Annotated in this window: 21 protein-coding genes; 14 read left to right on the top strand and 7 right to left on the bottom strand. The window is 73.4% G+C overall.

Annotated features, from left to right (window positions below):
- Positions 1-101 precede the first annotated feature (101 nt).
- From VKA29_RS17390 to VKA29_RS17380, 3 genes are read left to right on the top strand one after another with little or no spacing between them, the layout of a single operon-like run.
- Positions 102-1,535: an NtaA/DmoA family FMN-dependent monooxygenase gene (locus VKA29_RS17390; RefSeq protein ID WP_324786719.1), complete on the top strand. Its 1,434-nt coding sequence runs from the start codon at positions 102-104 to the stop codon at positions 1,533-1,535.
- A 22-nt stretch (positions 1,536-1,557) separates the two neighbouring features.
- Entirely contained in the window at positions 1,558-2,853 is a 1,296-nt protein-coding gene (locus VKA29_RS17385; RefSeq protein ID WP_324786717.1) for an SfnB family sulfur acquisition oxidoreductase, read from the top strand.
- Positions 2,854-2,909: 56 nt separating this feature from the next.
- Complete coding sequence (locus VKA29_RS17380) at positions 2,910-4,067, top strand: LLM class flavin-dependent oxidoreductase (protein ID WP_324786715.1); 1,158 nt, start codon at positions 2,910-2,912, stop codon at positions 4,065-4,067.
- Between the two features lie 63 nt (positions 4,068-4,130).
- Here the strand turns inward: VKA29_RS17380 and VKA29_RS17375 are convergent, their stop codons facing one another.
- The 3 genes from VKA29_RS17375 to VKA29_RS17365 all read right to left on the bottom strand — a co-directional run bounded on the left by VKA29_RS17375 (position 4,131) and on the right by VKA29_RS17365 (position 7,021).
- Positions 4,131-4,322, bottom strand: coding sequence for a DUF397 domain-containing protein (locus VKA29_RS17375; protein ID WP_324786713.1), 192 nt, complete (start codon positions 4,320-4,322; stop codon positions 4,131-4,133).
- Positions 4,319-5,188, bottom strand: a complete 870-nt coding sequence (locus VKA29_RS17370) for a helix-turn-helix transcriptional regulator (protein WP_324786983.1) — start codon at positions 5,186-5,188, stop codon at positions 4,319-4,321. The genes VKA29_RS17375 and VKA29_RS17370 overlap by 4 nt, the downstream gene beginning before the upstream one ends.
- 213 nt (positions 5,189-5,401) lie before the next feature.
- The gene (locus VKA29_RS17365) at positions 5,402-7,021 is read right to left on the bottom strand and encodes a PstS family phosphate ABC transporter substrate-binding protein (protein ID WP_324786711.1); all 1,620 of its coding nucleotides are present in this window, start codon (positions 7,019-7,021) and stop codon (positions 5,402-5,404) included.
- Between the two features lie 393 nt (positions 7,022-7,414).
- On the opposite strand from VKA29_RS17365, the gene VKA29_RS17360 reads away from it, so the two are divergent.
- Complete coding sequence (locus VKA29_RS17360; protein ID WP_324786709.1) at positions 7,415-8,557, top strand: Fic family protein; 1,143 nt, start codon at positions 7,415-7,417, stop codon at positions 8,555-8,557.
- A 254-nt stretch (positions 8,558-8,811) separates the two neighbouring features.
- Here the strand turns inward: VKA29_RS17360 and msrB are convergent, their stop codons facing one another.
- The 4 genes from msrB to VKA29_RS17340 all read right to left on the bottom strand — a co-directional run bounded on the left by msrB (position 8,812) and on the right by VKA29_RS17340 (position 12,920).
- The gene (gene msrB, locus VKA29_RS17355; protein WP_324786707.1) at positions 8,812-9,219 is read right to left on the bottom strand and encodes a peptide-methionine (R)-S-oxide reductase MsrB; all 408 of its coding nucleotides are present in this window, start codon (positions 9,217-9,219) and stop codon (positions 8,812-8,814) included.
- 13 nt (positions 9,220-9,232) lie between these two features.
- The gene (murC, locus tag VKA29_RS17350) at positions 9,233-10,621 is read right to left on the bottom strand and encodes a UDP-N-acetylmuramate--L-alanine ligase (RefSeq protein WP_324786704.1); all 1,389 of its coding nucleotides are present in this window, start codon (positions 10,619-10,621) and stop codon (positions 9,233-9,235) included.
- Between the two features lie 844 nt (positions 10,622-11,465).
- Positions 11,466-11,939 carry an indole-3-glycerol phosphate synthase gene (locus VKA29_RS17345; RefSeq protein ID WP_324786702.1) on the bottom strand — a complete coding sequence of 158 codons (474 nt, stop codon included), beginning with the start codon at positions 11,937-11,939 and terminating at the stop codon, positions 11,466-11,468.
- Positions 11,940-12,071: 132 nt separating this feature from the next.
- The gene (locus tag VKA29_RS17340) at positions 12,072-12,920 is read right to left on the bottom strand and encodes a pyrimidine reductase family protein (RefSeq protein WP_324786700.1); all 849 of its coding nucleotides are present in this window, start codon (positions 12,918-12,920) and stop codon (positions 12,072-12,074) included.
- Positions 12,921-12,957: 37 nt separating this feature from the next.
- On the opposite strand from VKA29_RS17340, the gene zapE reads away from it, so the two are divergent.
- The 10 genes from zapE to VKA29_RS17290 all read left to right on the top strand — a co-directional run bounded on the left by zapE (position 12,958) and on the right by VKA29_RS17290 (position 24,622).
- A complete protein-coding gene (gene zapE / locus VKA29_RS17335) occupies positions 12,958-14,064 on the top strand; it encodes a cell division protein ZapE (protein WP_324786698.1) in 1,107 nt (368 codons plus the stop codon).
- A 391-nt stretch (positions 14,065-14,455) separates the two neighbouring features.
- Positions 14,456-15,235, top strand: a complete 780-nt coding sequence (locus tag VKA29_RS17330; RefSeq protein ID WP_324786696.1) for a slipin family protein — start codon at positions 14,456-14,458, stop codon at positions 15,233-15,235.
- A gap of 93 nt (positions 15,236-15,328) precedes the next feature.
- Complete coding sequence (locus VKA29_RS17325) at positions 15,329-16,696, top strand: alkaline phosphatase PhoX (protein ID WP_324786694.1); 1,368 nt, start codon at positions 15,329-15,331, stop codon at positions 16,694-16,696.
- 159 nt (positions 16,697-16,855) lie between these two features.
- Positions 16,856-17,716, top strand: coding sequence for a PPK2 family polyphosphate kinase (locus VKA29_RS17320; protein WP_324786692.1), 861 nt, complete (start codon positions 16,856-16,858; stop codon positions 17,714-17,716).
- Positions 17,717-17,744: 28 nt separating this feature from the next.
- Positions 17,745-19,262, top strand: a complete 1,518-nt coding sequence (locus VKA29_RS17315; RefSeq protein WP_324786690.1) for an FAD-dependent oxidoreductase — start codon at positions 17,745-17,747, stop codon at positions 19,260-19,262.
- Positions 19,263-19,474: 212 nt separating this feature from the next.
- A complete protein-coding gene (locus VKA29_RS17310; protein WP_324786688.1) occupies positions 19,475-20,341 on the top strand; it encodes a polysaccharide deacetylase family protein in 867 nt (288 codons plus the stop codon).
- Between the two features lie 156 nt (positions 20,342-20,497).
- Complete coding sequence (locus VKA29_RS17305) at positions 20,498-21,199, top strand: aminoacyl-tRNA hydrolase (protein WP_324786685.1); 702 nt, start codon at positions 20,498-20,500, stop codon at positions 21,197-21,199.
- A gap of 154 nt (positions 21,200-21,353) precedes the next feature.
- Positions 21,354-22,748, top strand: coding sequence for a DUF692 domain-containing protein (locus tag VKA29_RS17300; protein ID WP_324786683.1), 1,395 nt, complete (start codon positions 21,354-21,356; stop codon positions 22,746-22,748).
- Between the two features lie 130 nt (positions 22,749-22,878).
- Positions 22,879-23,697, top strand: a complete 819-nt coding sequence (locus VKA29_RS17295; protein WP_324786681.1) for a DUF4142 domain-containing protein — start codon at positions 22,879-22,881, stop codon at positions 23,695-23,697.
- A 142-nt stretch (positions 23,698-23,839) separates the two neighbouring features.
- The gene (locus VKA29_RS17290) at positions 23,840-24,622 is read left to right on the top strand and encodes a TIGR04222 domain-containing membrane protein (RefSeq protein ID WP_324786679.1); all 783 of its coding nucleotides are present in this window, start codon (positions 23,840-23,842) and stop codon (positions 24,620-24,622) included.
- Positions 24,623-24,707 lie beyond the last annotated feature (85 nt).

Below are 24,707 nucleotides of genomic sequence, written 5' to 3'. Positions count from 1 at the left end.
CCGCCTCGACACCACTGACAGCCCCACCGCCCACACCCACCGCACCGAACCGCACCGCGCCGCACCACACCGAACCGCACCACACCGCACAGGAGTGCCTCATGACCACCGACACCACCCCCGCCCGGCGCAAGCGCCTGTTCTTCAACGCCTTCGTGATGAACACGACGAGCCACATCCACCACGGTCAGTGGCGCCGGCCGGACGCCCAGCAGCACAACTTCAACGACGTCGAGACGTGGATCGACCTCGCCAGGATCCTCGAAGGGGCGAAGTTCGACTCGATGTTCTTCGCCGACGTCGTGGGCCTCTACGGCGACGCGGAGGCCGACTACTCGGTCTACGTCAACGAGGGCCTGCAGATCCCCAGCAACGACCCGGCCGTGCTCGTCGGCGCCCTGGCCGCCCACACCGAGCACATCGGCCTGGCCGTCACGAGCAACGTCTTCCAGCAGCACCCGACCAACTTCGCCCGCCAGCTGACCACCCTGGACCACATCTCCAAGGGCCGCATCGCGTGGAACATCGTCACCGGCACCCAGGACAACGGCTACCGCAACTTCGGCTACCAGGCGCTGGAGGACCACTCCGAGCGCTACCGCTGGGCCGACGAGTTCGTCGACGTGACCTACAAGCTGTGGGAGGGCTCCTGGGACGACGGCGCGCTCGTCCAGGACAAGGCGGGCAGCCGGCACGCCGACCCGAGCAAGATCCACAAGATCTTCCACTCCTCGCCGCGCTACCGCGTCGAGGGCCCGTTCCTCCCGGCCCCCTCACCGCAGCGGACGCCGCTGCTCTTCCAGGCCGGCTCCTCGGGCCCGGGCCGTGACTTCGCCGCCCGCAACGCCGAGGCCGTCTTCCTGATCGCCCCGACGCCGGAGATCGCCCGCCGGCAGATCGAGGAGACCCGCGCGCTCGCGGTGTCGTACGGCCGTGACCCGCACGACATCACCTTCCACCAGGGGCTCTCCTTCGTCGTCGGCGACACCGAGCAGGAGGCCCACGAGAAGTTCGCGTGGTACCAGCAGTACGTCAGTTCCGACGGCTACGCCGCGCACTCCGCGATCGTCGACAAGGCCGGCCGGGTCTACCCCGCCGACACCCCGCTGAGCCGGATCGACACCAACACGGCCAAGGGCTTCCTGGAGCACCTGCGCAAGCACATCACCGACCGCGAGCCGACCGTCGGCGACCTGGCCATCCAGCGGCTCGAGGACACCGTGATCGTGGGCACGCCCGAGCAGATCGCCGACGCCCTCGAAGTGTGGCAGGCGGCAGGTGTCGACGGCATCAACGTCATCAACTGGGTGATCCCCGGCTCCTTCCAGGAGTTCGCCGACAAGGTCCTGCCGGTGCTGCGCGAGCGCGGCCTCGCCCAGAGCGAGTACGGCGAGGGCACGCTGCGCCGCAAGCTGTTCGGCCAGGACCGGCTCTCCGAGCGTCACCCGGCGGCCCGTTACCGCGGAGCCTTCACGAACGGCCCGCGCAGCTGGGCCGAGGCGGAGCGGACCGCCGCGCTCACCTCCACTCACTGATCCGGGAAGGGGCACACATCTCATGACGTCGCAGGAGGACCGGCTCCCGGCCACCACCGGGGGCGGGGGCAGGACGCCGGACGCGCCGGCCTACGCGCCCCGGCCGGACGGGGAAGCCGCGCGGGTGGCGGTGCTCGACACCCCGGGCGCGCTCGCCACCGCCGCCCGGCTCGCCGAGGAGTTCGCCACCGGGGCCGCCTCGCGCGACCGCGAGCGGATCCTGCCGTTCGAACAGCTCCACCGGCTGGCACGCAGCGGCCTGCTGGCCATCACCGTGCCGCGCGCGTTCGGCGGTCCCGGTCTTCCCGCATCGGTCGTGGCGGAGGTGGTGCGGCGGATCAGCCGGGCCGACCCGAACATCGGCCAGATCCCGCTCAGCCACTTCATCTACGTCAACCAGCTGCGGCTACAGGGCAGCCGGGCGCAGCAGGAGCGGCTCTTCGGCGAGGTCCTGGCGGGCCGGTGGTTCGGCAACGCCCAGTCCGAACTGGGCACGAAGCACGTACGGGACTTCCGCGCCACCCTGACCCGCGACCCGCACGGGGACGGGTGGCGGCTCGACGGCACCAAGTTCTACTGCACCGGCGCGCTCTTCGCCGACTGGATCCCCGTGCTGGCCCACCTCGGGCCGGACGGGCCGATGCACGTCGCATGGGTACGCCGCGACGCCCACGGGGTCTCGGTCGTCGACGACTGGGACGCCGTCGGCCAGCGCACCACCGCCTCGGGTACGGCCACCTTCACGGACGTCGCGGTGGGCGAGGAGTGGATCACCGACTACGCCGAGGTCTTCGACGGCCCCACGACGTACGGCTCCTTCGCCCAGCTGATCCACGCCGCCATCGACACCGGCATCGCGCGGGCGGCGCTCGACGACGCGGCCGCCTTCGTCACCACGAAGTCGCGTCCCTACCCCGACGCGGTGGCGATCCACGGCATCGACCGCGCCGCGCAGGACCCGGTGGTCGTGCACGCCTTCGGCGAGATGGAGCTGGCGGTGCGCGGCACGGAAGCGCTGCTGGCCGAGGCGGGGCGTGCCGTCGACACCGCCGACGGCGGCCTCTCGGAGGAGTCGGCCGCCGCGGCCGGTCTCGCCGTCGCCGCCGCCCGCGCCTCCTCCACGCGGGTGTCGGTGGAGGTGGGCTCACGGCTCCTGGAGGTCGCCGGGACCCGGGCGGCGCTGAGCGCCGAGGGGCTCGACCGGCACTGGCGCAACGCCCGCACCCACAGCCTGCACGACCCGGCGGCGTGGAAGCTGCAGCACCTCGGCCGCTGGGCGGTCGAGGGACACCTGCCGCCCCGGCACGGCCAGCTCTGACGACGCGCCCGCCCCGTACGTCGATCCGACCCGACCCGACAACGAAAGACGCACTCGTGAACGACCTGAAGTTCCACTGGTTCCTCCCCACCAACGGCGGCGACGGCCGCCACATCATCGGAGGGGGCCATGGACTCACCGCGGAGGCCGCCGGCCGGCCCGCGTCCGTGCCCTACCTGGGGCAGATCGCCCGCTCGGCCGAGCAGCTCGGCTTCGAGGCCGCGCTGACGCCCACGGGCGCGTGGTGCCAGGACGCCTGGGTGACCACCGCGATGGTCAACTCCCTCTCGGAACGGCTGAAGTTCCTCGTCGCGCTGCGCCCCGACTCGGTCGGTCCCTACCTCGCGGCCCAGATGGCGAGCACCTTCGTCAACCTCTCGGGCGGCCGCCTGCTGCTCAACATCGTGACCGGCGGCGAGGACCACGAGCAGCGGATGTACGGCGACTTCCTCACCAAGGCCGAGCGCTACGCGCGCTGCGACGAGTTCCTGACCATCGTCAAGGCGCTGTGGGCCGGCGAGACGGTCGACTTCCAGGGCCGCTACCTGTCGGTCGAGGCCTCACGCCTCAACAACCTCCCCGACACCCAGCCCGAGATCTACTTCGGCGGCTCCTCGCCCGAGGGCATCGAGGTGGCCGCCAGGCACGCCGACGTCTACCTCACCTGGGGCGAGCCGCCGGCCGCCGTGGCCGAGAAGCTCGACCGGGTCCGCGCCGCGGCTGCGAGGCACGGTCGGACGCTCCGGTACGGCATCCGGCTGCACACCATCGCCAGGGACACCTCCGGGGCCGCGTGGGCCGAGGCGGACCGGCTGCTCGACCGGATCGACCAGGCCGACATCGACCGCATCCAGGCGGGACTGCGCCGTTCGGCGGCCGAGGGACAGCGCCGCATGCTCGAACTCAACGGCGGCTCGAAGGACGACCTGGAGATCTACCCCAACCTCTGGGCCGGCGTCGGGCTGGTGCGGGGCGGCGCCGGGACCGCTCTGGTGGGCTCGTTCGCCGAGATCGCCGACCTGATCGAGGAGTACCGCTCGGTCGGCATCAGCGAGTTCGTACTCTCGGGCTATCCCCACCTCGAGGAGGCCTACTGGTTCGGCGAGGGCGTGCTGCCCGAACTCACCCGCCGCGGCCTGTGGCGCCACCCGGCCCCGGTCACCTCACGCGCGTCGGTACCGTTCGGCGCCGCCCCGGCGCCGGTCGTGAGCTGAGCCCCGCGGTGGCGGCCGGCGGACTGCCCGCCGGCCGCCACCGGGCTCCTCCAGGTCGCCCGCTCAGTCCCCCGACGCGAACCGTACGAACTGCCCCCAACGCTCACGGCTCACCGCGAACGCCGGGCGGGTCACGTCCTTGGAGTCCCGTATGTGCACGGCCTGTTCGGCGATCGCGACCTCAACGCAGTCGTCGCCCTGGGTGCCGCTGTAGCTGGATTTGAACCAGGCGAGTTCCGTCGCACCGCTGCTCATAGCTCTCCTCGGAGTCGCTCCAGCAGGTCCCGGGATTCTCTCGGGTTGAGGGCCTGCGAGCGCAGTGTGTCATAGCGTCTGCAGAGCAGGCTCATCTCTTTCGGGTCGGAGATCAGCCGCCCGTTCTGCTGTCCCTCCGAGTACCCGAGCCGTCTCCCCTCCTGGGTCTCCAGAATTCGCACGGGCCCGTCAAGACACCCGTGGAACTCCAGCTCCAATGGCACCACTTGGAGCGTCACGTTGCGCGGCGCGGTCAGTTCGAGCACATGGTCCAGCATGCTCGCCTGCACCTGCGGCCCGCCCAGCCCGCGCCGGAAGACCGACTCCTCCACGATGAAGCCGAACGGCACGGTCGGCCGCTCCCGCAGCATCGCCTGGCGTCCCATTCGGGCGGCGAGCTGAGCCTCCGTCTGCTCATCCGTCAGCAGCGGAACACTGTTGTCGAACACCGCCCGCGCGTACGCCTCCGACTGCAACAGCCCCGGCAGCAACCGGCATTCATACGTGCACAGACTCACCGCCTCCCGCTCCAGCCGGGCCCACCGCCGGAACCACGCCGCGAGGCCCGCCTCGCCCCGGGTGAGGTGCCGGGCGGCCTTGCGCAGCGCACCGGTGTTGCCGAGCGCTTCCTCCGCGCGCTCGATGAACGCCTGATCCGGCATCCGACGGCCCAACTCCACCGAGGCCACCGTGTGTTTGGAGTACTGAACCAGCGCCGCGAGCTCGGCGCGGCTCAGTCCCGCATGTTCGCGCAAGGCCTGGACCACCGCGCCGAACGTGCGCAGGCTGTCCGACGGATGGGGCTCCCGCTCCCACACCCCGGCCGGAACCGCCGCATCGTCCGTCTCGTCGTCCGCCTCTGCCATCTGCCCGGTCCGGGCCTCGTCGCCATCGACGCTGTCCATCCACCGCCCCTCTCCGCCTACCGCACCACGGCGGGCACCTTGCCCCGCCCCCTGCTCAACACCCGGCGTGAGGGTTCGGTTTCGCGTACTGTCCACCCCGTGGGCCCGTACGCGGACCCCGCGTACGCGGCCCCGGCTCGCACTGATCGACGGCCGCGGCGACGCGCGGGTTCGTCAGGTGGGTTCGCACACCAGCGGGTTCTCCACCTCGGCGCACAGGCGGCTGCCGTAGGCGCGCAGGACGTCGCGGCCGCCCTGTTCGGTGAGGTAGGTGAGGAACGCCGCGGCGAGGGAGCCGGCCGTCGGCTCGCCGTAGGTGTAGGCGAACTCGGTCTGCCAGTACGGGTACTTGCCGTGCTCGACGCTGTCGAGCGAGGCCGCCTCGTTGTCGATGCGTACCTTGATCAGGGAGCGGTCGGTCTTCTGGGCGTTCTCGGCGCTGCGCAGTTCGCTGTAGCCGAGGCCGCCGGGTTCGCGTGCCACGGCGTCCAGCAGGGTCCCGGTGTCGCCGGCCTCGCAGCGGCCGTAACCGTCGCCGGGGAGTTCCGCGCAGTCGCGGACCGTGCCCTGCAACGGCTCCTTGCCGCCCAGGACGCGGTCGACGAGGGCGTTGCGGGTGCCGGAGCCGAGGGAGCGGTTGACGAGGTGGACGGGGACGTCGTTGCCGTTCAGCTGGGACCAGTTGGTGATCTTCCCGGCGAACAGGCCGCGGATCTGCGGGGTGGTGAGGTTCTCCACGCCGGCGTCCTTGTTGACGACCAGGGTGTACGCCGAGTAGGCGACCGCCCGGTTCAGCAGCCGGGGGTGGCCGCTGACGGTGCCGTCGGTGAAGGTGATGTGGTCGCCGAGACCCTCGCCGACCTCGACGCGCGCCTCCCGTCCGGCGGCCTCCAGTTCGGTGACGCCCTGGCCGCTGCCGGCGAAGGTGCCGTCCGCGACGGGGATGCTGACGCCCTTGCCCCGGCAGGCCTCCTCGTAGCGGGCGGCGGCCTCCCGCACCGCGGGGCCGAAGGCGCTGGAGCCGTGCAGGTGCAGGGTGCCGCCGACGCAGTCCAGCGGGGCGCGGTCGTCGGGGACGATCAGGGTGATGCTCTGGGCGAGCACCGCGAGGGCGAGCAGGGTGATGCCGACCCAGGCCGGGCGGGAGGCGAAGACATGGCTCTCGGTGCGGACGGTCTTGAAGCGGAAGAAGCGGGCCAGCGGGTCGAACCAGCGCCGCCGGTGGCCCACCGCGCCGCGGAAGACCGGCTCCGGGAAGGGGTCGCTGCTCGTGTCGCCGGGCCAGCGTTCCAGGACCACCAGCACCTTGTACTCGGCGCGCTGCGGGAGCTTCACCTTCGGCAGGCGGATGACGCCGGTGCGCTGGGCGACGTGGTTGTCGTAGCCGAAGCCGGGCACGGCCTCGCCGTCGCGCAGGAAGGAGTCGTGCAGGTCGTCCTGGCTGAGTTCGGTGACGACGAGGCTGGCCACCTGGCGGTCCTGGAACGTCACCCGGATGCCGCAGGGGTCGCTGTCCGGGGTGAGGTAGTCGCTCTCCCCGATGGGCGCGGAGCCGGCGTTCTCGATGCGCAGCAGGACGAAGGAGGGATCCTTCAGCAGGTGGCCGTCCTGTCGCATGTCCCGCAGCACGCCCGCGTAGGGGGACTGGGAGGCGTCGGTGGCCAGGGTGTCCATCTGCACCCGGTAGCCGAGCCGTTTGCGGCCGACGACGGTGAACTCCCACAGGAAGGCGCCCAAGGGCAGCGCGATGCTGACGACCGCGACCCATCTGTCGAAGTCGAAGCCCCCGTTCATCACCGGATCCCCCGTTCCCGTGCCGCTGTGAAGTTGACAGGGAGCCCAGGGTTACGAGGGTGGGTGACCGGTCGCCAGCCCTGCCGCGAACGTACGGCGGATGTTCATGCGGGCGCCATCTCGGTAACGCCCCGTTTCCCGGCATGAGGGCCGCGGGGAACCGTCCGGCCGGCACCCGCTCACGCGCCGCTTCTCACCCCGCCCGCAGCCTGTGGCGCCCGTCGGTCCAGCAGGCGCTCTGCGCGCTCCGGGGCGCCGCGGATGTGCCGGCCGCCGGCGACCATGGCGGGGAGGAGACGGTGCCCTCGACTTGCCGACCACACAAGCGTCGATAGGAGGAGATGATCCCGGCGCACGCTTGACTTGATGTCACCATTATCGTGTCATGGAGACATGCTGTACGCCACTCCCTCCCTGGACGCCGACGACCAGCGGGCCCTCGACGAGATCGAGAGCATGCGTCGCTCCCTGCGCCATATGCTCCGGGCCACCCCCCGCTGGACCCGGCAGCTGCGCCGCAACCTCACCGCCCGCGCTATCGCCGGATCGAACACCATCGAGGGGTACGCCGCGACAGTCGACGACGTGGAAGCCCTCATGTCCGGCGAGGAACCGCTGGAGACCGGGGAGAAGACTCGTGCCGAGCTGGAGGGCTACCAGCGCGGCATGACCTACATCCAGGCCCTCGCTGACGCCGGTGACGACTTCCGGTACGACGCCGGCCTGCTCAACGGCCTGCACTTCATGCTGCAAGGCCACCACCTCGACAAGCGCCCCGGCCGCTGGCGCGACGGCCCCGTCTACGTCACCAGCCCCGACGATCCCCTGGTCCCCGCCTACACCGCACCGGACCAGGCGGACGTCCCCGCTCTGATGTCGGAGTTCATCGACTGGCTCAACGAGGGCGACCTCGACGCTCCGGTCCACGTCCGTGCTTCCATGGCCCACCTCAACCTCGTCAAGATCCACCCCTGGAAGGACGGCAACGGACGCATGTCCCGCGCCCTGTCCACCCTCGTGTTCTCCCGCGAGGCCCTGATGCCACCCGAGTTCTCCTCCATCGAGGAGTGGCTCGGCCGGGGGCAGAACACGTACGCCTACTACCAGGTCCTGGAGGACGTGGGCGGCCCGCACTGGAGCCCCGAGCGGGACACCCGGCCCTGGATCCGGTTCTGCCTGACCGCGCACCACCGGCAGGCCCAGCAGGCCCAGCGCCGCTTCGATGTCATGTCGCGGGCCTGGACCCGCCTGGTCGAAGGCGTCGAGGCAACCGGCCTGGACGAGCGGGTCGTCTACGCCCTGCTGCCCGCGTTCTCCGACGCGAAGGTCCGCCGCACCGTCTACCAGCAGGACGCCGACCTGAGCGATCAGCAAGCCATCCGCGACATCCGGGAACTCGTCGCCCGCGGCTGGCTCGTCCCCCACGGGAAGGCCCGAGCCCGCTACTACGCCCCCGGGCCGCTCATGGACCCGGTCCGGGAAGAGGTCCGCCAGTCCATGGAGCCGTACGTGGACCCCTATCGGCGGGAGCGCTGACCCGCCCACGCTTCCCATCGGCCGCCAGGTCTGGACAGTGCACGCGCCGGCATGTGCGCTCTCATCCAGCACAGATCCCGCACCTGTCCAGCACGGCAAAAAATCAAGGGGTCTGACACCGAAGAGTCAGACCCCTTCTGAGCTGCACGTATTCCAGATCAGCGAAGTAATGTCAGGTCACCGGCCAGACATTGAAGCGGATCTCGACGACTTCGCGAGTCGACGGATTCACAGGAGCGCCGACCTCCCGCCCCTCACACCTCATCCGGTGCCAAACGCAGCGAGATCGAGTTGATGCAGTACCGCTGATCGGTCGGAGTGGGATACCCCTCGCCCTCGAAGACGTGTCCGAGGTGGGAGCCGCAGCGGGCGCACCGCACCTCGGTGCGCACCATGCCGTGCGATCGGTCCTCGATGAGCTCCACCGCGTCGCTGTCCTTGGGGTCGTAGAACGACGGCCAGCCGCAGTGGGACTCGAACTTGGTGTCCGACGTGAACAGTTCGGCCCCGCAGGCGCGGCAGGAGTAGACGCCCTTCACCTTGGTGTCGGTGTACTCCCCGACGAAGGCGGGCTCGGTGCCGGCCTGGCGCAGCACCGCGTACTCGGCCGGCGTCAGCTCCGCTCGCCACTGCTCGTCCGGCTTCTCGACGTCGTACGACATGAGCGTCAGCCCCTCACTGTGAAAGTCGGTCCAGGATGCCCGGGCCGAGGTCGGTGACGTCGCCCGCGCCCATGGTCAGAACCAGATCGCCGGGCTTCACCATTCCCGCGATCACCGACGGCACCTCGTCCTTGTCGTGGACCGCGGTCACGTCCGCGCCCGCGGCCCGCGCCGCCTCGATGATCAGCTCGCTGGTCACCCCGGGCAGCGGGTCCTCGCGGGCGGGGTAGATGTCGAGGACGACGGAGGCGTCGGCGAGGGTCAGGGCGCGGCCCATCTCGGTGCCGAGCTCCTGCGTGCGGGAGAACAGGTGCGGCTGGAAGACCACGAGGATGCGGGCGCCGTCGGCGGCGGCGCGCATGGCCTCCAGGTCGGCCGTCATCTCCGTCGGGTGGTGGGCGTAGGAGTCGACGACCTGCACGCCGGCCGCCTCGCCCTTGAGCTGCAGGCGGCGCTTGACGCCGGTGTAGGCGGCCAGGGCGGGGGCCAGTCCGTCGGCCGGGATGCCGAGGGCGGCGCCCGCGGCGAGCGCGGCGACGGCGTTGTGGGCGTAGTGGCGGCCGGGGACGGAGACGGCGAAGGTGAGCTGCCGTCCGTCCAGCAGGACGGTGACCTCGCTCTTCAGGCCCTGGGCGACGACGGACAGGACGCGCACGTCGGCGTCCTCCGCCTCCCCGTACGTCACCGTGCGCACCGAGCCGGCCAGCCGCCGCGTCAGTTCCCGCGCGCCCTCGTGGTCGGCGGAGATCACCAGCGTGCCGCCGGGGACGATCCGGCCGGCGAACGTCTCGAAGGACTCGTAGATCTCGTCCATGGAGGCGTAGTTGGCGTGGTGGTCGAGCTCCACGTTGAGGACGATCGCGACCTCGGGGGCGTACTTGTGGAAGCTGCGGTCGGATTCGTCCGCCTCGGCGACGAAGATGTCGCCGTCGCCGTGCAGGGCGTTGGAGCCGGGCGCGTCCAGGTCGCCGCCGATCGCGTACGACGGGTTCAGGCCCAGCTCGGTCAGGGACACCGCCAGCATCGAGGTGGTGGTGGTCTTGCCGTGGGTGCCGGCGACGGCGATCGCGCGCCGGCCCTCCATCAGGGCGGCCAGCGCGTCCGAGCGGTGCACCACCGGGATGCCCAGTTCGGCGGCGCGGACCAGCTCGGGGTTGCCCTCGCGGATCGCCGAGGAGACCACGACGCAGCTCGCGTCGTCGGCGAGGTGCTCGGCGGCGTGCCCGATGTGCACGGTGACGCCCAGCGCGCGCAGCGCCTCGGCGGTCGCGGACTCCTTCGCGTCGCTGCCCGCCACCTTCGCCCCGCGCTGCGCGAGGATCTTGGCGATGCCCGACATTCCGGCGCCGCCGATGCCGATGAAGTGCGGTCGGTCCATGGCGGTAGGAAGGCCGGGTGCCATGCGTTGTCTCCCCAAGATCCGGATGCGAGGCGTGAACGGGCCCAGCCTATGCGCTGCCGGGGCCGGCCCCGGACGTGGCCGCCCACTCCCGCGCCAGCCATGCCGACGCGAGCGCGTCCAGCGGACCGCTCACGCCCGGACCGGCAGCCGCGCCCTGGCGTGCGGGCGCGCCCCGCCTGAGCAGGCGCGCCGGGGCCGCGGGCGGCCGTGGGATTCCGCACGCCTCCGCCGGGGCGCGGATGCCGGGGCCCGTCCGGCGGATCCTGCGGCGCGGGGTGCGGGGCCCTTCGAGGGCGGCTCGGGTCCCTGTCCGCCCGGCCCTCCCGCCTTGATGCGGGCGACGTTGCCGCGCTCGGGCACACACCGAGGGGGAAGGCGGAACCCTCAGCCGGGCGGTCGCCCCGGGAGGCCCCGGTCCGGCGCCCGGTCCGACGCCCTTCGCGGCGTTCGGTCCAGCGCCCTTCGCGGCGTTCGGTCCAGCGCCCTTCGCGGCGTTCGTTGCCCACTCGGACGGCAGGCGCCCGGCCGGCGCAGTCGTCGGCATCGAGGCGGTGCGCGGCCGGGGCCGGGAGACGGGGGGTCGGATCCGGAGGCGGGCGACGACGAGGACAGGGTGCCGCCGCCGATCGCGGGCCGGACGCCTGTCCGACGTGCGAACCGCCCCGCGGCGGGCGTCCGGGGCCCGGGACGCCGCGCGGCGGGGCGTCCCGGGCCCCGGCTCGCCCGCCCGACGGGCTCCGTGAGACGGACCCGCCTCGCCCGCCCGACGGGCTCCGTGAGACGGACCCGCCCGATCAGCCCGGCGCGACCGTCCGCCCGGTCCAGCCGATCCGCCGGCCAGGCGCTACGCCTTGCTGTGCGAGAACAGCTTCAGCACCGGCACGCCCACCTTGTGGCGGGCCCGGGACGCCCAGTCGCGGTGGAAGAACTCCTCCACGTAGTGGGGATCGGTCAGGACGATCACCTCGTCGGCGCCGATCTCCTCGACCAGGGACTTCAGCGCGTCCAGCGGGTGGTCCTCGACGAGTCTGCCCTCCGCCTCGCACCCGGCCGCGTGCAGCGCCTGCAGCGACACCTCCAGCGCGCGCTCGCCGAACCCCTTCGCCTCCTCGCCCTCGGGGGTCTCGCCCTCCCGGGCGGCCTCGTCGAGTTCGCCGAGGGCGACGTCGTCGATGGCCCGCAGCAGGCGGTCCGCCTGGTCGCCGCGGGGCTGGAGCAGCACGTGGAAGGAGACGGGCTCGTCCCCGTGCAGCGAGGTCACGAACTCCACGTCCGCGGACGTCAGTGCTTTCTCGATCATCAGTACGCTTGTGAACACCGGGCGCCCCTTCTGCGGAAACCATCCTGCCCCGCGATCCCGCGGGGCTGCGATCTTCAGTGTGCCCGCCCGGAGCCGGCCGGAACGGCACCCCCCTGTCCATCGCGGCCCGCGGGCGGCACACAACGATTGTCACGTCCGCGCATAACGGCCGAAGAGGAACCCCTCCTCCTCCAGCAGGGACACCAGCGAGAACCGTCGCGGCACCGCGACCGACGGTCCGCCCGCGATGCGCTGGGCGTCGCCGGCGGTGAGCATCGGGGACATCGTCAGGCACAGTTCGTCGAGCACGCCGGAGGCCACCATCTGGCCCAGCAGCCGCGGCCCGCCCTCGGTCAGCAGCCGGGTGTGGCCGAGTTCGCCGAGGGCGGCGACGGCCCGGACGGGATCCACGCCGACGCCGTCGCCGGCGATCACCACCTGGGCGCCCGCCCGCTCGGCGGCGGTCCGGCGGCCGGGGTCGGCCGCGGCGCCGGTGAGGATCAGGGTGGGCACCAGGGGCGAGGTGAACAGCGGGAGCGAGAAGTCGAGCTCCAGGCTGGCGCTGACCACCGCTATGGCCGGCACCGGCCGCTGCCCGGCCGCCTCGCGCCGCCGGGCGAACTCCGCCCGCGCGCGTGCCGGGCGGTAGCCCTCCCGGCGTACCGTTTCCGCGCCGACCACCACCACGTCCGCCAGCGCTCGCAGCGTGCCGAAGACGCGCATGTCGGCCGCGCAGGAGATGGGCTGCGAGCGGCCGTCGTGCTGGGCGGCCCCGTCGAGCGTGGACACCATGTTGGCGCGCAGCCAGGGCACCCGCTGTCCACCGGCCGTCGGCTCGGGATGGGCGTAGGCGTCGGCGAGTTCGTCGAGGCTCCACTCGCGGTCGAGGCTCCACTCGCGGTCGCCCGGGTCGCCCGGAACACCGGCACCGTCGGCCGCGCCCTTCTCACCGGGGGCTCGCGCCACTGTCTGGTCGGTCACAGGGAACAGGCGTCGCATGCCGTGCAGTGTGGCACGGCCCTTAGCATGGGTGACCGTGTCCTCCTTCCCTGCCGCCCCTGGTCTGAGCCCCATGGCCGAAACGGCTCCGCCGTCCCTGTGCGCCCGCGAGCCGCACGTCCCCGCCGACCGGCTGGTCGCCGAGATGGTGCCGCCGCCGCGTTTCGACGGGGTCCGCTTCGGCACCTACCTCCCGGACCCGGACCAGCCCAGCCAGACCGAGGCCGTCCGCGTCCTCGAGGGCTTCGCGGGCGGGCTCGGCGGGGCGCACGCGCTCGGCGGCGGCAGGCGCGGGTTCTTCGGCCTCGGCCGGGCCAAGGCCCCCAAGGCCCCGGCCGGCCCCCGGGGCGTCTACCTCGACGGCGGCTACGGCGTGGGCAAGACCCACCTGCTCGCCTCCCTCTGGCACGCCACCCCGGCCGAGCCCGCCCTGAAGGCGTTCGGCACGTTCGTGGAGCTGACGAACCTGGTCGGGGCGCTGGGCTTCCAGCAGACGGTGCGGACGCTGTCCGGTCACCGGCTGCTGTGCATCGACGAGTTCGAGCTGGACGACCCGGGCGACACCGTCCTGGTCTCGACGCTGCTCGGCAAGCTCGTCGACGCGGGTGTCGCCCTCGCCGCCACCTCCAACACCCTGCCGGGCAAGCTCGGCGAGGGCCGGTTCGCGGCGGCCGACTTCCTGCGCGAGATCCAGGGCCTGTCCGCCCACTTCCGCACCCTGCGCATCGACGGCGAGGACTACCGCCACCGCGGTCTGCCCGAGGCGCCGGAGCCGTACTCCGAGGAGCAGGTGACGAAGGCGGCGTACGCCACCGAGGGCGCCTCGCTGGACGACTTCCCGCACCTGCTGGACCACCTCGCCAAGGTCCACCCCAGCCGGTACGGCGCCCTGACCGACGGGCTGAAGGCGGTCTGCCTCACCGACGTGCGGCCCGTGCCCGACCAGTCGACGGCGCTGCGGCTCGTCGTGCTGGCCGACCGGCTCTACGACCGCGAGGTCCCGGTCGTGGCCTCGGGGCTGCCCTTCGACCGGCTGTTCAGCGAGGAGATGCTGAAGGGCGGCTACCGCAAGAAGTACTTCCGGGCGATCTCCCGGCTCACCGCGCTGGCCCGGGACGGCAAGACCCTGGTCAAGCCTCGCTGACGGGACGGCAAGGAGCCGGGACCCACTGGCGGGACGGCAAGGAGCCGGGCGAGCCCCACTGGCGGGACGGCAAGGAGCCGGGCGAGACCCACTGGCAGGACACCAAGGCCCTGGCCGGAGCCCCACTGGCAGGGCACCAAGGCCCCTGCCGAGATCCGAATGGCGGGACACGAAGGCCCCTGCCGAGACCCACTGGCGGGACGCGAGCGCCCGGTGCGAGCCTCACCGGGGCCCCGCCCGCCCCGGGACCACCGGCCCGGCGCCGCCGCCCGTCCCGCGCCCCGTCCGGGACCGTGCCCGGGGCCGTCCGGGGCCGTCCGTGGCCCCGGAGCGGACACGGGCCTATCGTGGCAGGAGCAGACGTACGAGACCTCTGACGGAGGAGGTCGTCATGCTTCCGGAGCTGGTGACGGCGGTTGCCGTGGTGGGTTCCGCCGGTGTCGTCTACCTCGCCGCGGCGGCGCGGGTCGTCAAGCAGTACGAGCGCGGGGTGGTGTTCCGGCTCGGGCGGCTGGCCGGCGCCGCACGGCCGCCCGGTTTCACGATGATCGTCCCGTTCGTCGACCGGCTGAGCAAGGTCAACATGCAGATCGTCACGCTGCCGATCCCGGCCCAGGAGGGCATCACCCGGGACAACGTGACCGTGCGCGTCGACGCGGTCGTCTACTTCAAGGTCGTCGACGCGGCGGCGGCGCTGGTCAACGTCGAGGACTACAAGTTCGCCGTCTCCCAGATGGCGCAGACCTCGCTCCGGTCCATCATCGGCAAGAGCGAGCTGGACGACCTGCTGTCCAACCGGGAGAAGCTCAACCAGGGCCTGGAGCTGATGATCGACAGCCCGGCCGTCGGCTGGGGCGTGCAGATCGACCGGGTGGAGATCAAGGACGTGTCGCTGCCGGACACGATGAAGCGCTCCATGGCCCGCCAGGCCGAGGCCGACCGGGAGCGCCGGGCACGGATCATCAACGCGGACGCGGAACTGCAGGCTTCCAAGAAGCTGGCCGAGGCCGCCGAGCAGATGTCCGAGCAGCCCGCCGCGCTGCAGCTTCGGCTGCTGCAGACGGTGGTCGCGGTCGCCGCCGAGAAGAACTCGACGCTGGTCCTCCCCTTCCCGGTGGAACTGCTGCGGTTCCTGGAGAAAGCGCGGGAGCAGCGCCCGCTCGAACCGTGACACGTGCTCCGCGCGTGGTTCCCGGGCCGCGCGCGGGGTGATAGACACAGCGGGATCACTGTTCCTGTCCGCCAGCAGGAAGGTTGCTGCCGCATGTCCGCGACACGACGTCAGATCATCGCCCGCACCGGTGCGTTAGGTGCGGGCATCGCCTTTTCCGGGGCCCTCTCGGAACTGTTCGCCGGCACCGCCGCCGCCCAGGGCCTCGGCCACGGCGGCCACGGCCCCCTCGTCCCCGACCCGAACGGCCTGCTCGACCTGCCGAAAGGATTCAGCTACCGGGTGCTCTCCCGTGAGGGCGACCCGCTCCGGTCCGGCGAGGGCACCGTCCCCTCCCACCACGACGGCATGACCGCCCTGCCGGGCGGACGCGGTCGCGTCCACCTGGTCCGCAACCACGAGAACCGCCCGACCGCGGCCCACCCCGTGCCGGCCGTCGAGGGCCTCACCTACGACCCGGCGGGCAAGGGCGGCTGCACGGCCCTGACGCTGGACGCCCACGGCAGGGTGCTCGACGAGCGCGTCGCCGTCGCCGGCACCGCCGTCAACTGCGCCGGCGGTCCCACTCCCTGGGGCACCTGGCTGACCTGCGAGGAGACCGAGGACAGGGCCGGCACCAACGGCTACACCAAGGACCACGGCTTCGTCTTCGAGGTCGATCCGGCCGACCCGCACCGCACCGGAGCCGTGCCGCTGACCGCGCTGGGCCGCTTCCAGCACGAGGCGGTCGCGATCGACCCGCGCAACGGCATCGTGTACGAGACCGAGGACGCCTTCCTCCAACCCTTCGGCCTCTTCTACCGCTTCCTGCCGCACCGGCCCCGCGGCGGGGTCGGCTCGCTGCGCGCGGGCGGCCGGCTTCAGGCGATGCGCGTGCCCGGTGTGCCGGACCTCTCCCCCGTCCAGGAGACGGGCACCTCCTTCGACGGCGTCGAATGGGTCGACGTACCGGACCCGCTGGCCGCGCGGACGCCGGTGCGGCTGCAGGACTTCGGCCCGAAGGGCGTCACGCACGCGCAGAAGCTGGAGGGCTGCTACTGGGGCGGGCGGTGCGTGTACTTCGTGTCGTCGTTCGCGCGCAGCACCGACGGCTCGGCCGCCGACCACTACGGGCAGATCTGGCGCTACGACCCCGCGGCGCGCCGGCTGACCCTGGTGATCGTCTTCGGCCCGGACACCGACGTGCAGTTGCCCGGCGAGTCCCCCGACAACATCTGCCTGGCCCCCGGCGGCGGCCTGATGGTCTGCGAGGACGGCAACGGCGCCCAGTACGTCTTCGGGGTCACCCGGCAGGGCGAGGTGTACCCGATGGCCCGCGGCCGGCAGAACATCGGCACGCCCGAGGCCCCCGAGTGGGGCGAGTTCGCCGGGGTCACCTTCTCCCCGGACGGCCGGACCATGTACGTCAACTGCTACACGCCCGGCACGACCTTCGCGGTGACCGGGCCGTGGGGCGGGTAGCGGCCTCCGGGCCGCGCGGCTAGCGTTCCGGACATGGCGCCCGGTACCGGTACCGCTGCCGCCGCAGCAGCACAGGCCGGGCCGCGCGGCCGCCGCCGCGACCGTGCGGCCTGGCCCGGGTGCGTCACGGCCGCCGGACCGCCGAGGAGGACGAGGCCCGTGGCGAAGGACGGAAGGGGCTCAGACGGTCTGCGCGGCCTGCTGCGCGTCCCGGCCGGAACACCGGTCGACCTGTCCTCGTACGACACCCGGGCCACCCCCGGCGGCCCCGGGCACAAGGCGGCGGGCCGGGCGGCCGTCGCGCGGATGGGCAAGGAACTGGCCGGCCTGCAGGAACGCCTCTGGGCGTCGAGCACCGCGGGCGACCGGCGGCGGGTGCTGCTGGTGCTGCAGGGCATGGACACCAGCGGTAAGGGCGGCACCGTCAAGCACGTCGCCGGCCTGCTGAACCCGGCCGGCTGCCGGATCAAGGGGTTCAAGGCGCCCACCGCCGAGGAGCGCGAGCACCACTTCCTGTGGCGCGTCGAGAAGGAACTCCCGCGCCCGGGCGAACTCGCCGTCTTCGACCGCTCCCACTACGAAGACGTCCTGGTGCCCAGGGTCCGCGCGCTGATCCCCCGCACGGAGACCGACCGCCGCTACGACGAGATCAACCGCTTCGAGCGGCTCCTCGCCGACGACCGGGTGACCGTGATCAAGTGCTTCCTGCACATCTCCGCCGAGGAGCAGCTCCGCCGCCTCCTCAGGCGCCTGGACCGCCCCGACAAGCGCTGGAAGTTCAGCCCCGGCGACATCGACGACCGCGCCCTGTGGCCGTCCTACCAGCAGGCCTACCAGACCGTCCTGACCCGCTGCGCCACCCCGCACGCCCCCTGGTACGTGATCCCGGCCGACCGCAAGTGGTACCGGGACTGGGCGGTCGCCCGGCTGCTCCTGGAGCATCTGCGGGCGCTGGACCCGCGATACCCGAGGCCGGATTTCGATGTCGCCGCATGCCGCGCGCGACTGCTCGGTCACTGAACCCGCGGCGGTGGGGTACCCGACGGCCATGAACGACAACCGGCAGGTCAGCGGCTCGTACTGGCTTCAGACCGCTCCCGGCCGCGCCCACGCGCCCCTGCGGGAGGACATCGGCGTGGACGTGGCCGTGATCGGCGCCGGCATGGCCGGGCTGTCCACGGCCCGGGAACTGGCGCGGTCGGGCAGGAGCGTGGCCGTGCTGGAGGCGGACCGGGTGGCGGCGGGCGTCACCGGGCACACCACCGCCAAGCTCACCGCGCTGCACACGCTCGTCTACGACCGGCTGCGGCGCACCCGCGGCCCGGAGGGCGCCCGGCTGTACGCGCGGTCGCAGAGCGAGGCGGTCGAGCACGCCGCCGCGGTCGTGGACGAGCTGGGCATCGACTGCGAGTGGGAGACGCGCGACGCGTACACGTACGTCCGCGACGAGGGCCGGGTGGACGAGGTGCGGGCGGAGGCGCGGGCCGCCCGGGAGGCCGGGCTGCCCGCGTCGTTCACCACGCGGACCGGGCTGCCGTTCCCGGTCGCGGGGGCGGTGCGGGTGACCGGCCAGGCGCAGTTCCATCCGCGCAAGTACCTGCTGGCCCTCACCGACGACCTGATCGCCCACGGCGGCCGGGTCTACGAGCACACCACCGTGCACGGCCTGGAGGAGGGCGAGCCGTGCCGGCTGTCCACCGGGACGGGTGCCACGGTGACCGCCGGGGACGTGGTGGTCGCCACGCACTATCCGGTCTTCGACCGGGCGCTGCTGTTCGCCCGGCTCTCCCCGCGCCGCGAACTGGTCGTCGCCGGGCCGCTGCCCGCCGGCCAGGACCCCGACGGCATGTACATCACCCCGGACGAGGGCACGCGCTCGGTGCGCACGGCGCCGCTCGGCGACGGGGAGCGCCTGCTGATCGTCACCGGGGAGCACTTCACGCCGGGCACCGGCGACACCCCCGCCCGCTTCGACCGGCTCGCCTCCTGGGCGACCGAGCACTTCCCCGGCGTCTCCCTCACCCACTCCTGGGCCACCCAGGACATCGACCCCACCGACACGGTGGCCATGGCCGGCCCGCTGCACGCGGGCGCCCGGCACACCTACGTGGCCACCGGCTTCGGCGGCTGGGGCATGAGCGGGGGCATCATGGCGGGCCGGCTGCTGACCGCGCTGATCACCGGCACGCCGTGCGAGTGGAGCGGGCTGTACGATCCGCGCCGGCTGCTGACGGCGGTGCGCGAGGCGCCGTCGTTCCTGAAGACGCAGGCCGAGGTGGCCCTGCACTTCGTCGGCGACCGGCTGCGGCCCGCACCGCCGGTGGACGTCCTGCCGCCGGGCGAGGGCGCCGTCGTACGGGTCGACGGCGAACGCCTCGCGGTCTACCGCGACGACGACGGCCGCCTGCACGCCCTGTCCCCGCGCTGCACCCACCTCGGCTGCGTGGTGTCCTTCAACTCCGCCGAACGCGCGTGGGAGTGCCCCTGCCACGGCTCCCGTTTCGACACGGACGGCAAGGTCGTCGAGGGCCCGGCGACCCGGCCACTGGAGCGGCGGGACCTGTGAGCGGCCCACGGGGCGGGTGACGCGGGGCGGGTGACGCGGGGCGGGTGACGCCGGGCCGGGACGCGGGGCCGGACAGCCGGGCCGGACAGCCGGGCCGGGACGCGGGGCGGTGACGCCGGGCGGGTGACCGGGGCGCGCGAGCCGGGTGACGCCCGGGCGAACCGGAGTCCCTGTGCCTCACCCCACCGCACCTGCGGTCCTATCGTCATACGGTGATCGTTCCCGCACGGCGTTTCGCCGTCCTCGGCGTGCTCACCGCCGCCCTCACCGCCTGCGGCACGCCCCAGGCGCCCCCGGCCGCCCGCCCGGCCCCCGCACGGCACACCGTCGCACCCGCACCGGTACACCCGCAGCCGCGGCCGCAGCCGCCCACCCTCGCCCCCGGTCCGGCCGGTCTCACGCCCGTCTTCACCCACGGCCCCAGGACGCCGGACCGGACCGTGGCGCTCACCTTCGACGCCGACATGACCGCCGACCAGGGGGCACGGGCGGCCCGCGGGGAGCACTTCGACAACCCGGCGCTCATCCGGACCCTGCGGGCCCTGAAGGTGCCGGCGACCGTGTTCATGACGGGGCGGTGGGCCGAGCAGTACCCGGCCCAGGCACGCGGCATCGGGCGGGACCCGCTGTTCGAGGTCGCCAACCACTCCTACAGCCACTACGCCTTCACCGGCGGCTGCTACGGCCTGCCGACCGTCTCCCCGGACCGGATGCGGGCGGACGTGGAGCGGGCGTACACCGCGTTCCGCGAGGCCGGGGTGGAGCACGCGCTGCCGTACTTCCGCTTCCCCGGCGGGTGTCACGACGAGCGGGCCCTGAAGGAGCTGGCCCCGGCCGGCGTCACCGCCGTGCAGTGGGACGTGGTGAGCGGGGACGCGTTCGCCACGGACGCCGACGCGGTGGCCCGGCAGGTGCTGGACGGCGTGCGGCCGGGGTCGGTCGTGGTCATGCACTGCACCCGCAGCGCGGCCCCGGCGACCGAGCGGGCCGTCCGCACGATCGTGCCCGAGCTGCGCCGCAGGGGCTTCCGGTTCGTGAAGGTGTCCGAGCTGATCGGGGCCGCCGCCGCCCGGCACTGACCGGCCCGCGCCGGGACGGACGAGCGGCGACGACTGCTGCCTCATCGGCGCGGCCCGGCCGCCGGAGGCCGACGGCCCGCCGTGTCCCATGGGGGTCACCCCGAGCAGGCGGTGACCGCGGCACCCTTAGGGTGGGCCGGTGTGAGCGTTGATTCCATGCCCCCGAGCGAGAGCCCTTTCCGTGCCGAGCGCACCGCGCGGGACGAGGCTCCGCAGTTCGTGCTGCCCCTCGTCGTGCGGATCGAGAAGGCGGCCCCGCCCGCGCGTACCGACGCGCTGGAGACGGCCGCCCGCGCCGTGCTCGTCATGCTGAGCGACGCGCGTTCGGTGGGCGACGGCGAGTGGGCGCAGGCGGTGCGGGACTGGCAGGACGCCCGGATCCGCAAGGTGGTGCGGCGGGCCCGCGGCGCCGAGTGGCGGCGGGCCGGGGCGCTGGCCGGGATCACCGTGACCGGCGAGGTGGCGCAGGTGCGGGTGTTCCCGCCGGTGCCGCTCGACGGGTGGCCGAAGGACCTGGCCCGGCTCCAGGTGTCCGGCACCGACCTCGACGACCCGGAGCCGCCCGCGGCGGCGGACCCGTCCGGGCCCGTGCTGTGGCTGAACCCCGGCCTCGGCATGTCCGCCGGGAAGGCGATGGCACAGGCCGGGCACGGCGCCCAACTGGCCTGGTGGGAGCTGTCGGACCAGGAACGGGCGGCCTGGCGGGACGCGGGGTTCACGCTCGCCGTGCGCACCGCCGACCCCGGCCGGTGGGACGAACTGACCACGAGCGGGCTGCCGTTGGTGCGCGACGCCGGGTTCACGGAGATCGCGCCCGGCTCCTGCACGGTGGTCGCCGACCATCCGGCGCTGCGCTGAGCCACCTGGCCGGCGAGCGCCGGGCCCAACCTCAAATGTTGCTCTGAAGGTGCCCGGCGCGGGGTTGGGTTCCGGCCGCCGGGGCCATACCCCCGTCACGCCGCGCGGCCGGGCGGCCGGCGCGCGGATCGGGCGGAAGCCGAGGAGGGGGACCATGCGGCTACTGGGGACGGGCATCGGATGGCGGCCGGAGATCGCCGACGCCGTGGAGCGCATGCCGGGCATCGACTGGGTCGAGACGGTGGCCGAGAACGTCTGCCCCGGCCACCTCCCCGAGTCGCTGCGGCGGCTGCGGGCCCGCGGGGTGACGGTGGTCCCGCACGGCGTCTCCCTGGGCCTCGGCGGCGCCGACCGCCCCGACGAGGGCCGGCTCGCCGCGCTCGCGGAGCGGGCCGAGGCGCTGGGGTCGCCGCTGGTCACCGAGCACATCGCGTTCGTGCGGGCGGGCGGGGCGCTGACCGCGTCCCCGCTGCTGGAGGCCGGGCACCTGCTGCCCGTGCCGCGCACCCGGGACGCCCTGGACGTGCTGTGCGAGAACGTCCGGATCGCGCAGCGGGCGCTGCCGGTGCCGCTCGCCGTCGAGAACATCGCCGCGCTGATCGCCTGGCCCGGCGAGGAGATGACGGAGGGCCAGTTCCTCTACGAGCTCGCCGACCGCACCGGCGTCCGGCTGCTGATCGACGTGGCCAACCTGCACACCAACCACGTCAACCGGGGCGAGGACCCGGCCGAGGCGCTCGCCGAGCTCCCCCTGGAGGCCATCGCGTACGTCCATGTCGCGGGCGGCTTCGAACGGGACGGCGTCTGGCACGACAGCCACGCCCACCCGGTGCCGCAGCCGGTCCTCGACATCCTGACCGACCTCGCCGCACGCGTCCGCCCGCCGGGCGTCCTGCTGGAGAGGGACGACGACTTTCCCGAACCGGCGGTGCTGGAGGCGGAGCTGACGGCGATCCGCGGGGCCGTGGAGAAGGGCAGGGCGGAAGCGACGGCGACCACCCGAGCCGCACGACCAGGCAGCCAGGCGGAAGCCACGGCGACCACCCGAGCCGCACGACCAGGCAGCCAGGCGGAAGCCACGGCGACCACCACAGGCGGACTTCCGGGCAAGGGGACGGAGACGGTGGCCGGTCCGGGTGCGCGGCAGCGGGTCGGGCTGGCGCAGGCCGCTCTGCTGTCCGCGCTCGTCGCCGGGACGCCCGCGCCGGAGGGATTCGACCGGGTGCGGCTGGACGTGCAGGCGCGGGCGCTGGCCGGGAAGCGGGCGGACGTGGTGGGCAAGGTCGCGCCCGAACTGCCCGTGATCCTCGGCGATCGCTACCGTGCCGCCTTCCTCGCCTACGCCAAGGGGCATCCGATGACCGGCGGGTACCGGCGTGACGCGCTGGACTTCGCCGCCCATCTGCTGGCCACCGGCGGTGTCGAAGCCGGTTCCGCCCGGCGGGAGTTGCGGCGGTGGCGGCTGGAGCGGTCGGGGCCCGCGCCGCGGCCCGGGCGGCCGGCCGCGCGGATCGCCCGGACGGCGCGCCGGGTGCTGCTGCGCCGCTGAGCCGGCCCCCTCCCCCGTTCGCCCCGTTGACGATCATCTGACCTGGTACGGAAGGCGATACGGACCCCGCAGTACGATGCCGGTCCGCATCCGGAGCGCACCAGCTGCGGTGGGGCAGGCAGGAGGCACCATGCGACCGCGGCCGTCGGCCGGAGGCAGAGGAAGGAACAGAGGCGCAGCCGGAGTCAGAGGCATCGTCAGCGGCACCGGCGTCATCATCACGGGCCTGGCGGCGACCCTCGTGGCGCTGATCTTCCCGATCTGGTCCTACGCCGACCGGTCCGGGACCGGCGTCGACGTGCTCGACGCCCAGACCGTGTCGACCGCGTACGGCCCGCTGTCCGCCACCGACCGCGAGTTCGTCACCAAGGTCCGCCTCGCCGGCCTCTGGGAGCTGCCCGCCGGGCAGCAGGCGCGGCAGAAGGGCACCACCGAGGCCGTACGGACGGCGGGGCAGCACCTCGTCGAGGGGCACACCTTCCTCGACCGACGGGTCCGGGAGGTGGCGGCCGAGCTCCGACTGCGACTGCCCGACGAGCCCAACACCCAGCAGCGGGGCTGGCTGACCACGCTGGACGCGGCGCAGGGGACCGACTTCGACCGGCAGTTCGCCAACATCCTGCGGCTCGCGCACGGCAAGGTCTTCTCCCTCGTCGCCCAGGTGCGCGCCGGCACCCGCAACTCGCTGGTGCGGGCGCTCGCCGACGACGCCAACACGGTGGTGCTGGACCACATCAAGGTGCTGGAGGCCACGGGGTACGTCGACTGGGACGCCCTGGCCCGCGACCTGGCAGCGGACGGCACCCCGCCGCTCACCCCCTCCCCGGCCCCGCCCGGTCCGGTCACCGACCCCGCCGTGCCCGTCCCGGCCCTCCCGGTCACGCCGTCGGCCTCGCCGGACCAACCGCTCCCGGCGGCCGCGTCCAGCCCGCCCCCGCCGAGCCCGTAGCCACGCCTCGTCACGTCACGTCACGTCACGGCGCCACGCCTCGTCAGGTCGCCACCGGCGGAACGTCACATATCCGCGACTCCGCGTCCGGATGGTGAACAGGCCATGGCGTCGCCTGGGGCCTTTGGCATAGAAACGCGGCATGTTCTGGGTTCTTCTTCTCCTGTCGGCCTGGGCCGTGGCCGGCACGGCGTGCACGCGGCTGTGCCTGGCGGCGGCGCGCGCGGCGGCCGTGGGCACCGACGCCGCAGCGGAAGCCCGGGAACAGGAACTGACGCTGTACGAGGCCGCGTTCCTCTCCGGCGGCCCGAGCCGGGTGGCCGACGTGGCCATGGTCGCGATGGCGCGTCAGCGGCGGCTGCTGCTCGCCCACACCGGCTGGGTGACGGTCGTCGACCCCCACGGGCGGGACGACGTGGAACGTTCGGTCATCGACGCAGTCGGCCCGGAGGGGCAGAGCCGCATAGCGCCGGTCCGGGCGGCCGTCGCCGCGTCGGACCCGGTGGGCCGCCTCGCCGACCGGCTCGTCCGCTCCGGCCTCGCCGAGCCCGACGACGGACGGGGAAGCATCGCGGCCGGCGTCCACCGGGTGCGCCTCGCCGCGGCGGCGGTGTCCGTGCTGTGCGTGGCCGCGCTGCTGACGCCCGTCCAGGAGGGCATGCCCCGCCATCTGGTCGCCCTCTGGTTCGCGCTGCCGCTGACAATGACGCTGAGCTGCCTGGTCATCGCCCGGTTCGAGGTCCGCCCGTGCTCTCGCTGGGCCGCCCCCGCCGGGCAGCGGCTGCTGTGCGCCCTGGCCCGGCGGGCGACCGGCGCCGACGACCGTACGTTCCTCACCTGCGTCGCCGTGCGCGGCATTCGGGCGGTCGGCGAACCGCGGCTGCGCGCCGCCTTCGCGCACCGCGACCAGCCCGGCCGGGACTGAGAACCGCCGGGGGCGCACAGGGGCATCGGCGGCGACACCCGCGGGCCGGTGCTTGCCTTCCTCGACACCCGCACGAAACATCCCT

Source organism: Streptomyces sp. H51 (assembly GCF_035656535.1).
Lineage (GTDB): Bacteria > Actinomycetota > Actinomycetes > Streptomycetales > Streptomycetaceae > Streptomyces.
This window is presented reverse-complemented; position numbering and strand designations above follow the sequence as displayed.

Coding starts and splice junctions, on each gene's coding strand:
- VKA29_RS17300 (WP_324786683.1), top strand. CDS start 21,354: ATGCGGCTACTGGGGACGGGCATCGGATGGCGGCCGGAGATCGCCGAC.
- VKA29_RS17385 (WP_324786717.1), top strand. CDS start 1,558: ATGACGTCGCAGGAGGACCGGCTCCCGGCCACCACCGGGGGCGGGGGC.
- VKA29_RS17325 (WP_324786694.1), top strand. CDS start 15,329: ATGTCCGCGACACGACGTCAGATCATCGCCCGCACCGGTGCGTTAGGT.
- VKA29_RS17295 (WP_324786681.1), top strand. CDS start 22,879: ATGCGACCGCGGCCGTCGGCCGGAGGCAGAGGAAGGAACAGAGGCGCA.
- VKA29_RS17305 (WP_324786685.1), top strand. CDS start 20,498: ATGCCCCCGAGCGAGAGCCCTTTCCGTGCCGAGCGCACCGCGCGGGAC.
- VKA29_RS17330 (WP_324786696.1), top strand. CDS start 14,456: ATGCTTCCGGAGCTGGTGACGGCGGTTGCCGTGGTGGGTTCCGCCGGT.
- murC (WP_324786704.1), bottom strand. CDS start 10,621: ATGGCACCCGGCCTTCCTACCGCCATGGACCGACCGCACTTCATCGGC.
- VKA29_RS17315 (WP_324786690.1), top strand. CDS start 17,745: ATGAACGACAACCGGCAGGTCAGCGGCTCGTACTGGCTTCAGACCGCT.
- VKA29_RS17360 (WP_324786709.1), top strand. CDS start 7,415: ATGCTGTACGCCACTCCCTCCCTGGACGCCGACGACCAGCGGGCCCTC.
- msrB (WP_324786707.1), bottom strand. CDS start 9,219: ATGTCGTACGACGTCGAGAAGCCGGACGAGCAGTGGCGAGCGGAGCTG.
- VKA29_RS17375 (WP_324786713.1), bottom strand. CDS start 4,322: ATGAGCAGCGGTGCGACGGAACTCGCCTGGTTCAAATCCAGCTACAGC.
- VKA29_RS17290 (WP_324786679.1), top strand. CDS start 23,840: ATGTTCTGGGTTCTTCTTCTCCTGTCGGCCTGGGCCGTGGCCGGCACG.
- VKA29_RS17340 (WP_324786700.1), bottom strand. CDS start 12,920: ATGCGACGCCTGTTCCCTGTGACCGACCAGACAGTGGCGCGAGCCCCC.
- VKA29_RS17370 (WP_324786983.1), bottom strand. CDS start 5,188: ATGGCAGAGGCGGACGACGAGACGGACGATGCGGCGGTTCCGGCCGGG.
- VKA29_RS17390 (WP_324786719.1), top strand. CDS start 102: ATGACCACCGACACCACCCCCGCCCGGCGCAAGCGCCTGTTCTTCAAC.
- VKA29_RS17365 (WP_324786711.1), bottom strand. CDS start 7,021: ATGAACGGGGGCTTCGACTTCGACAGATGGGTCGCGGTCGTCAGCATC.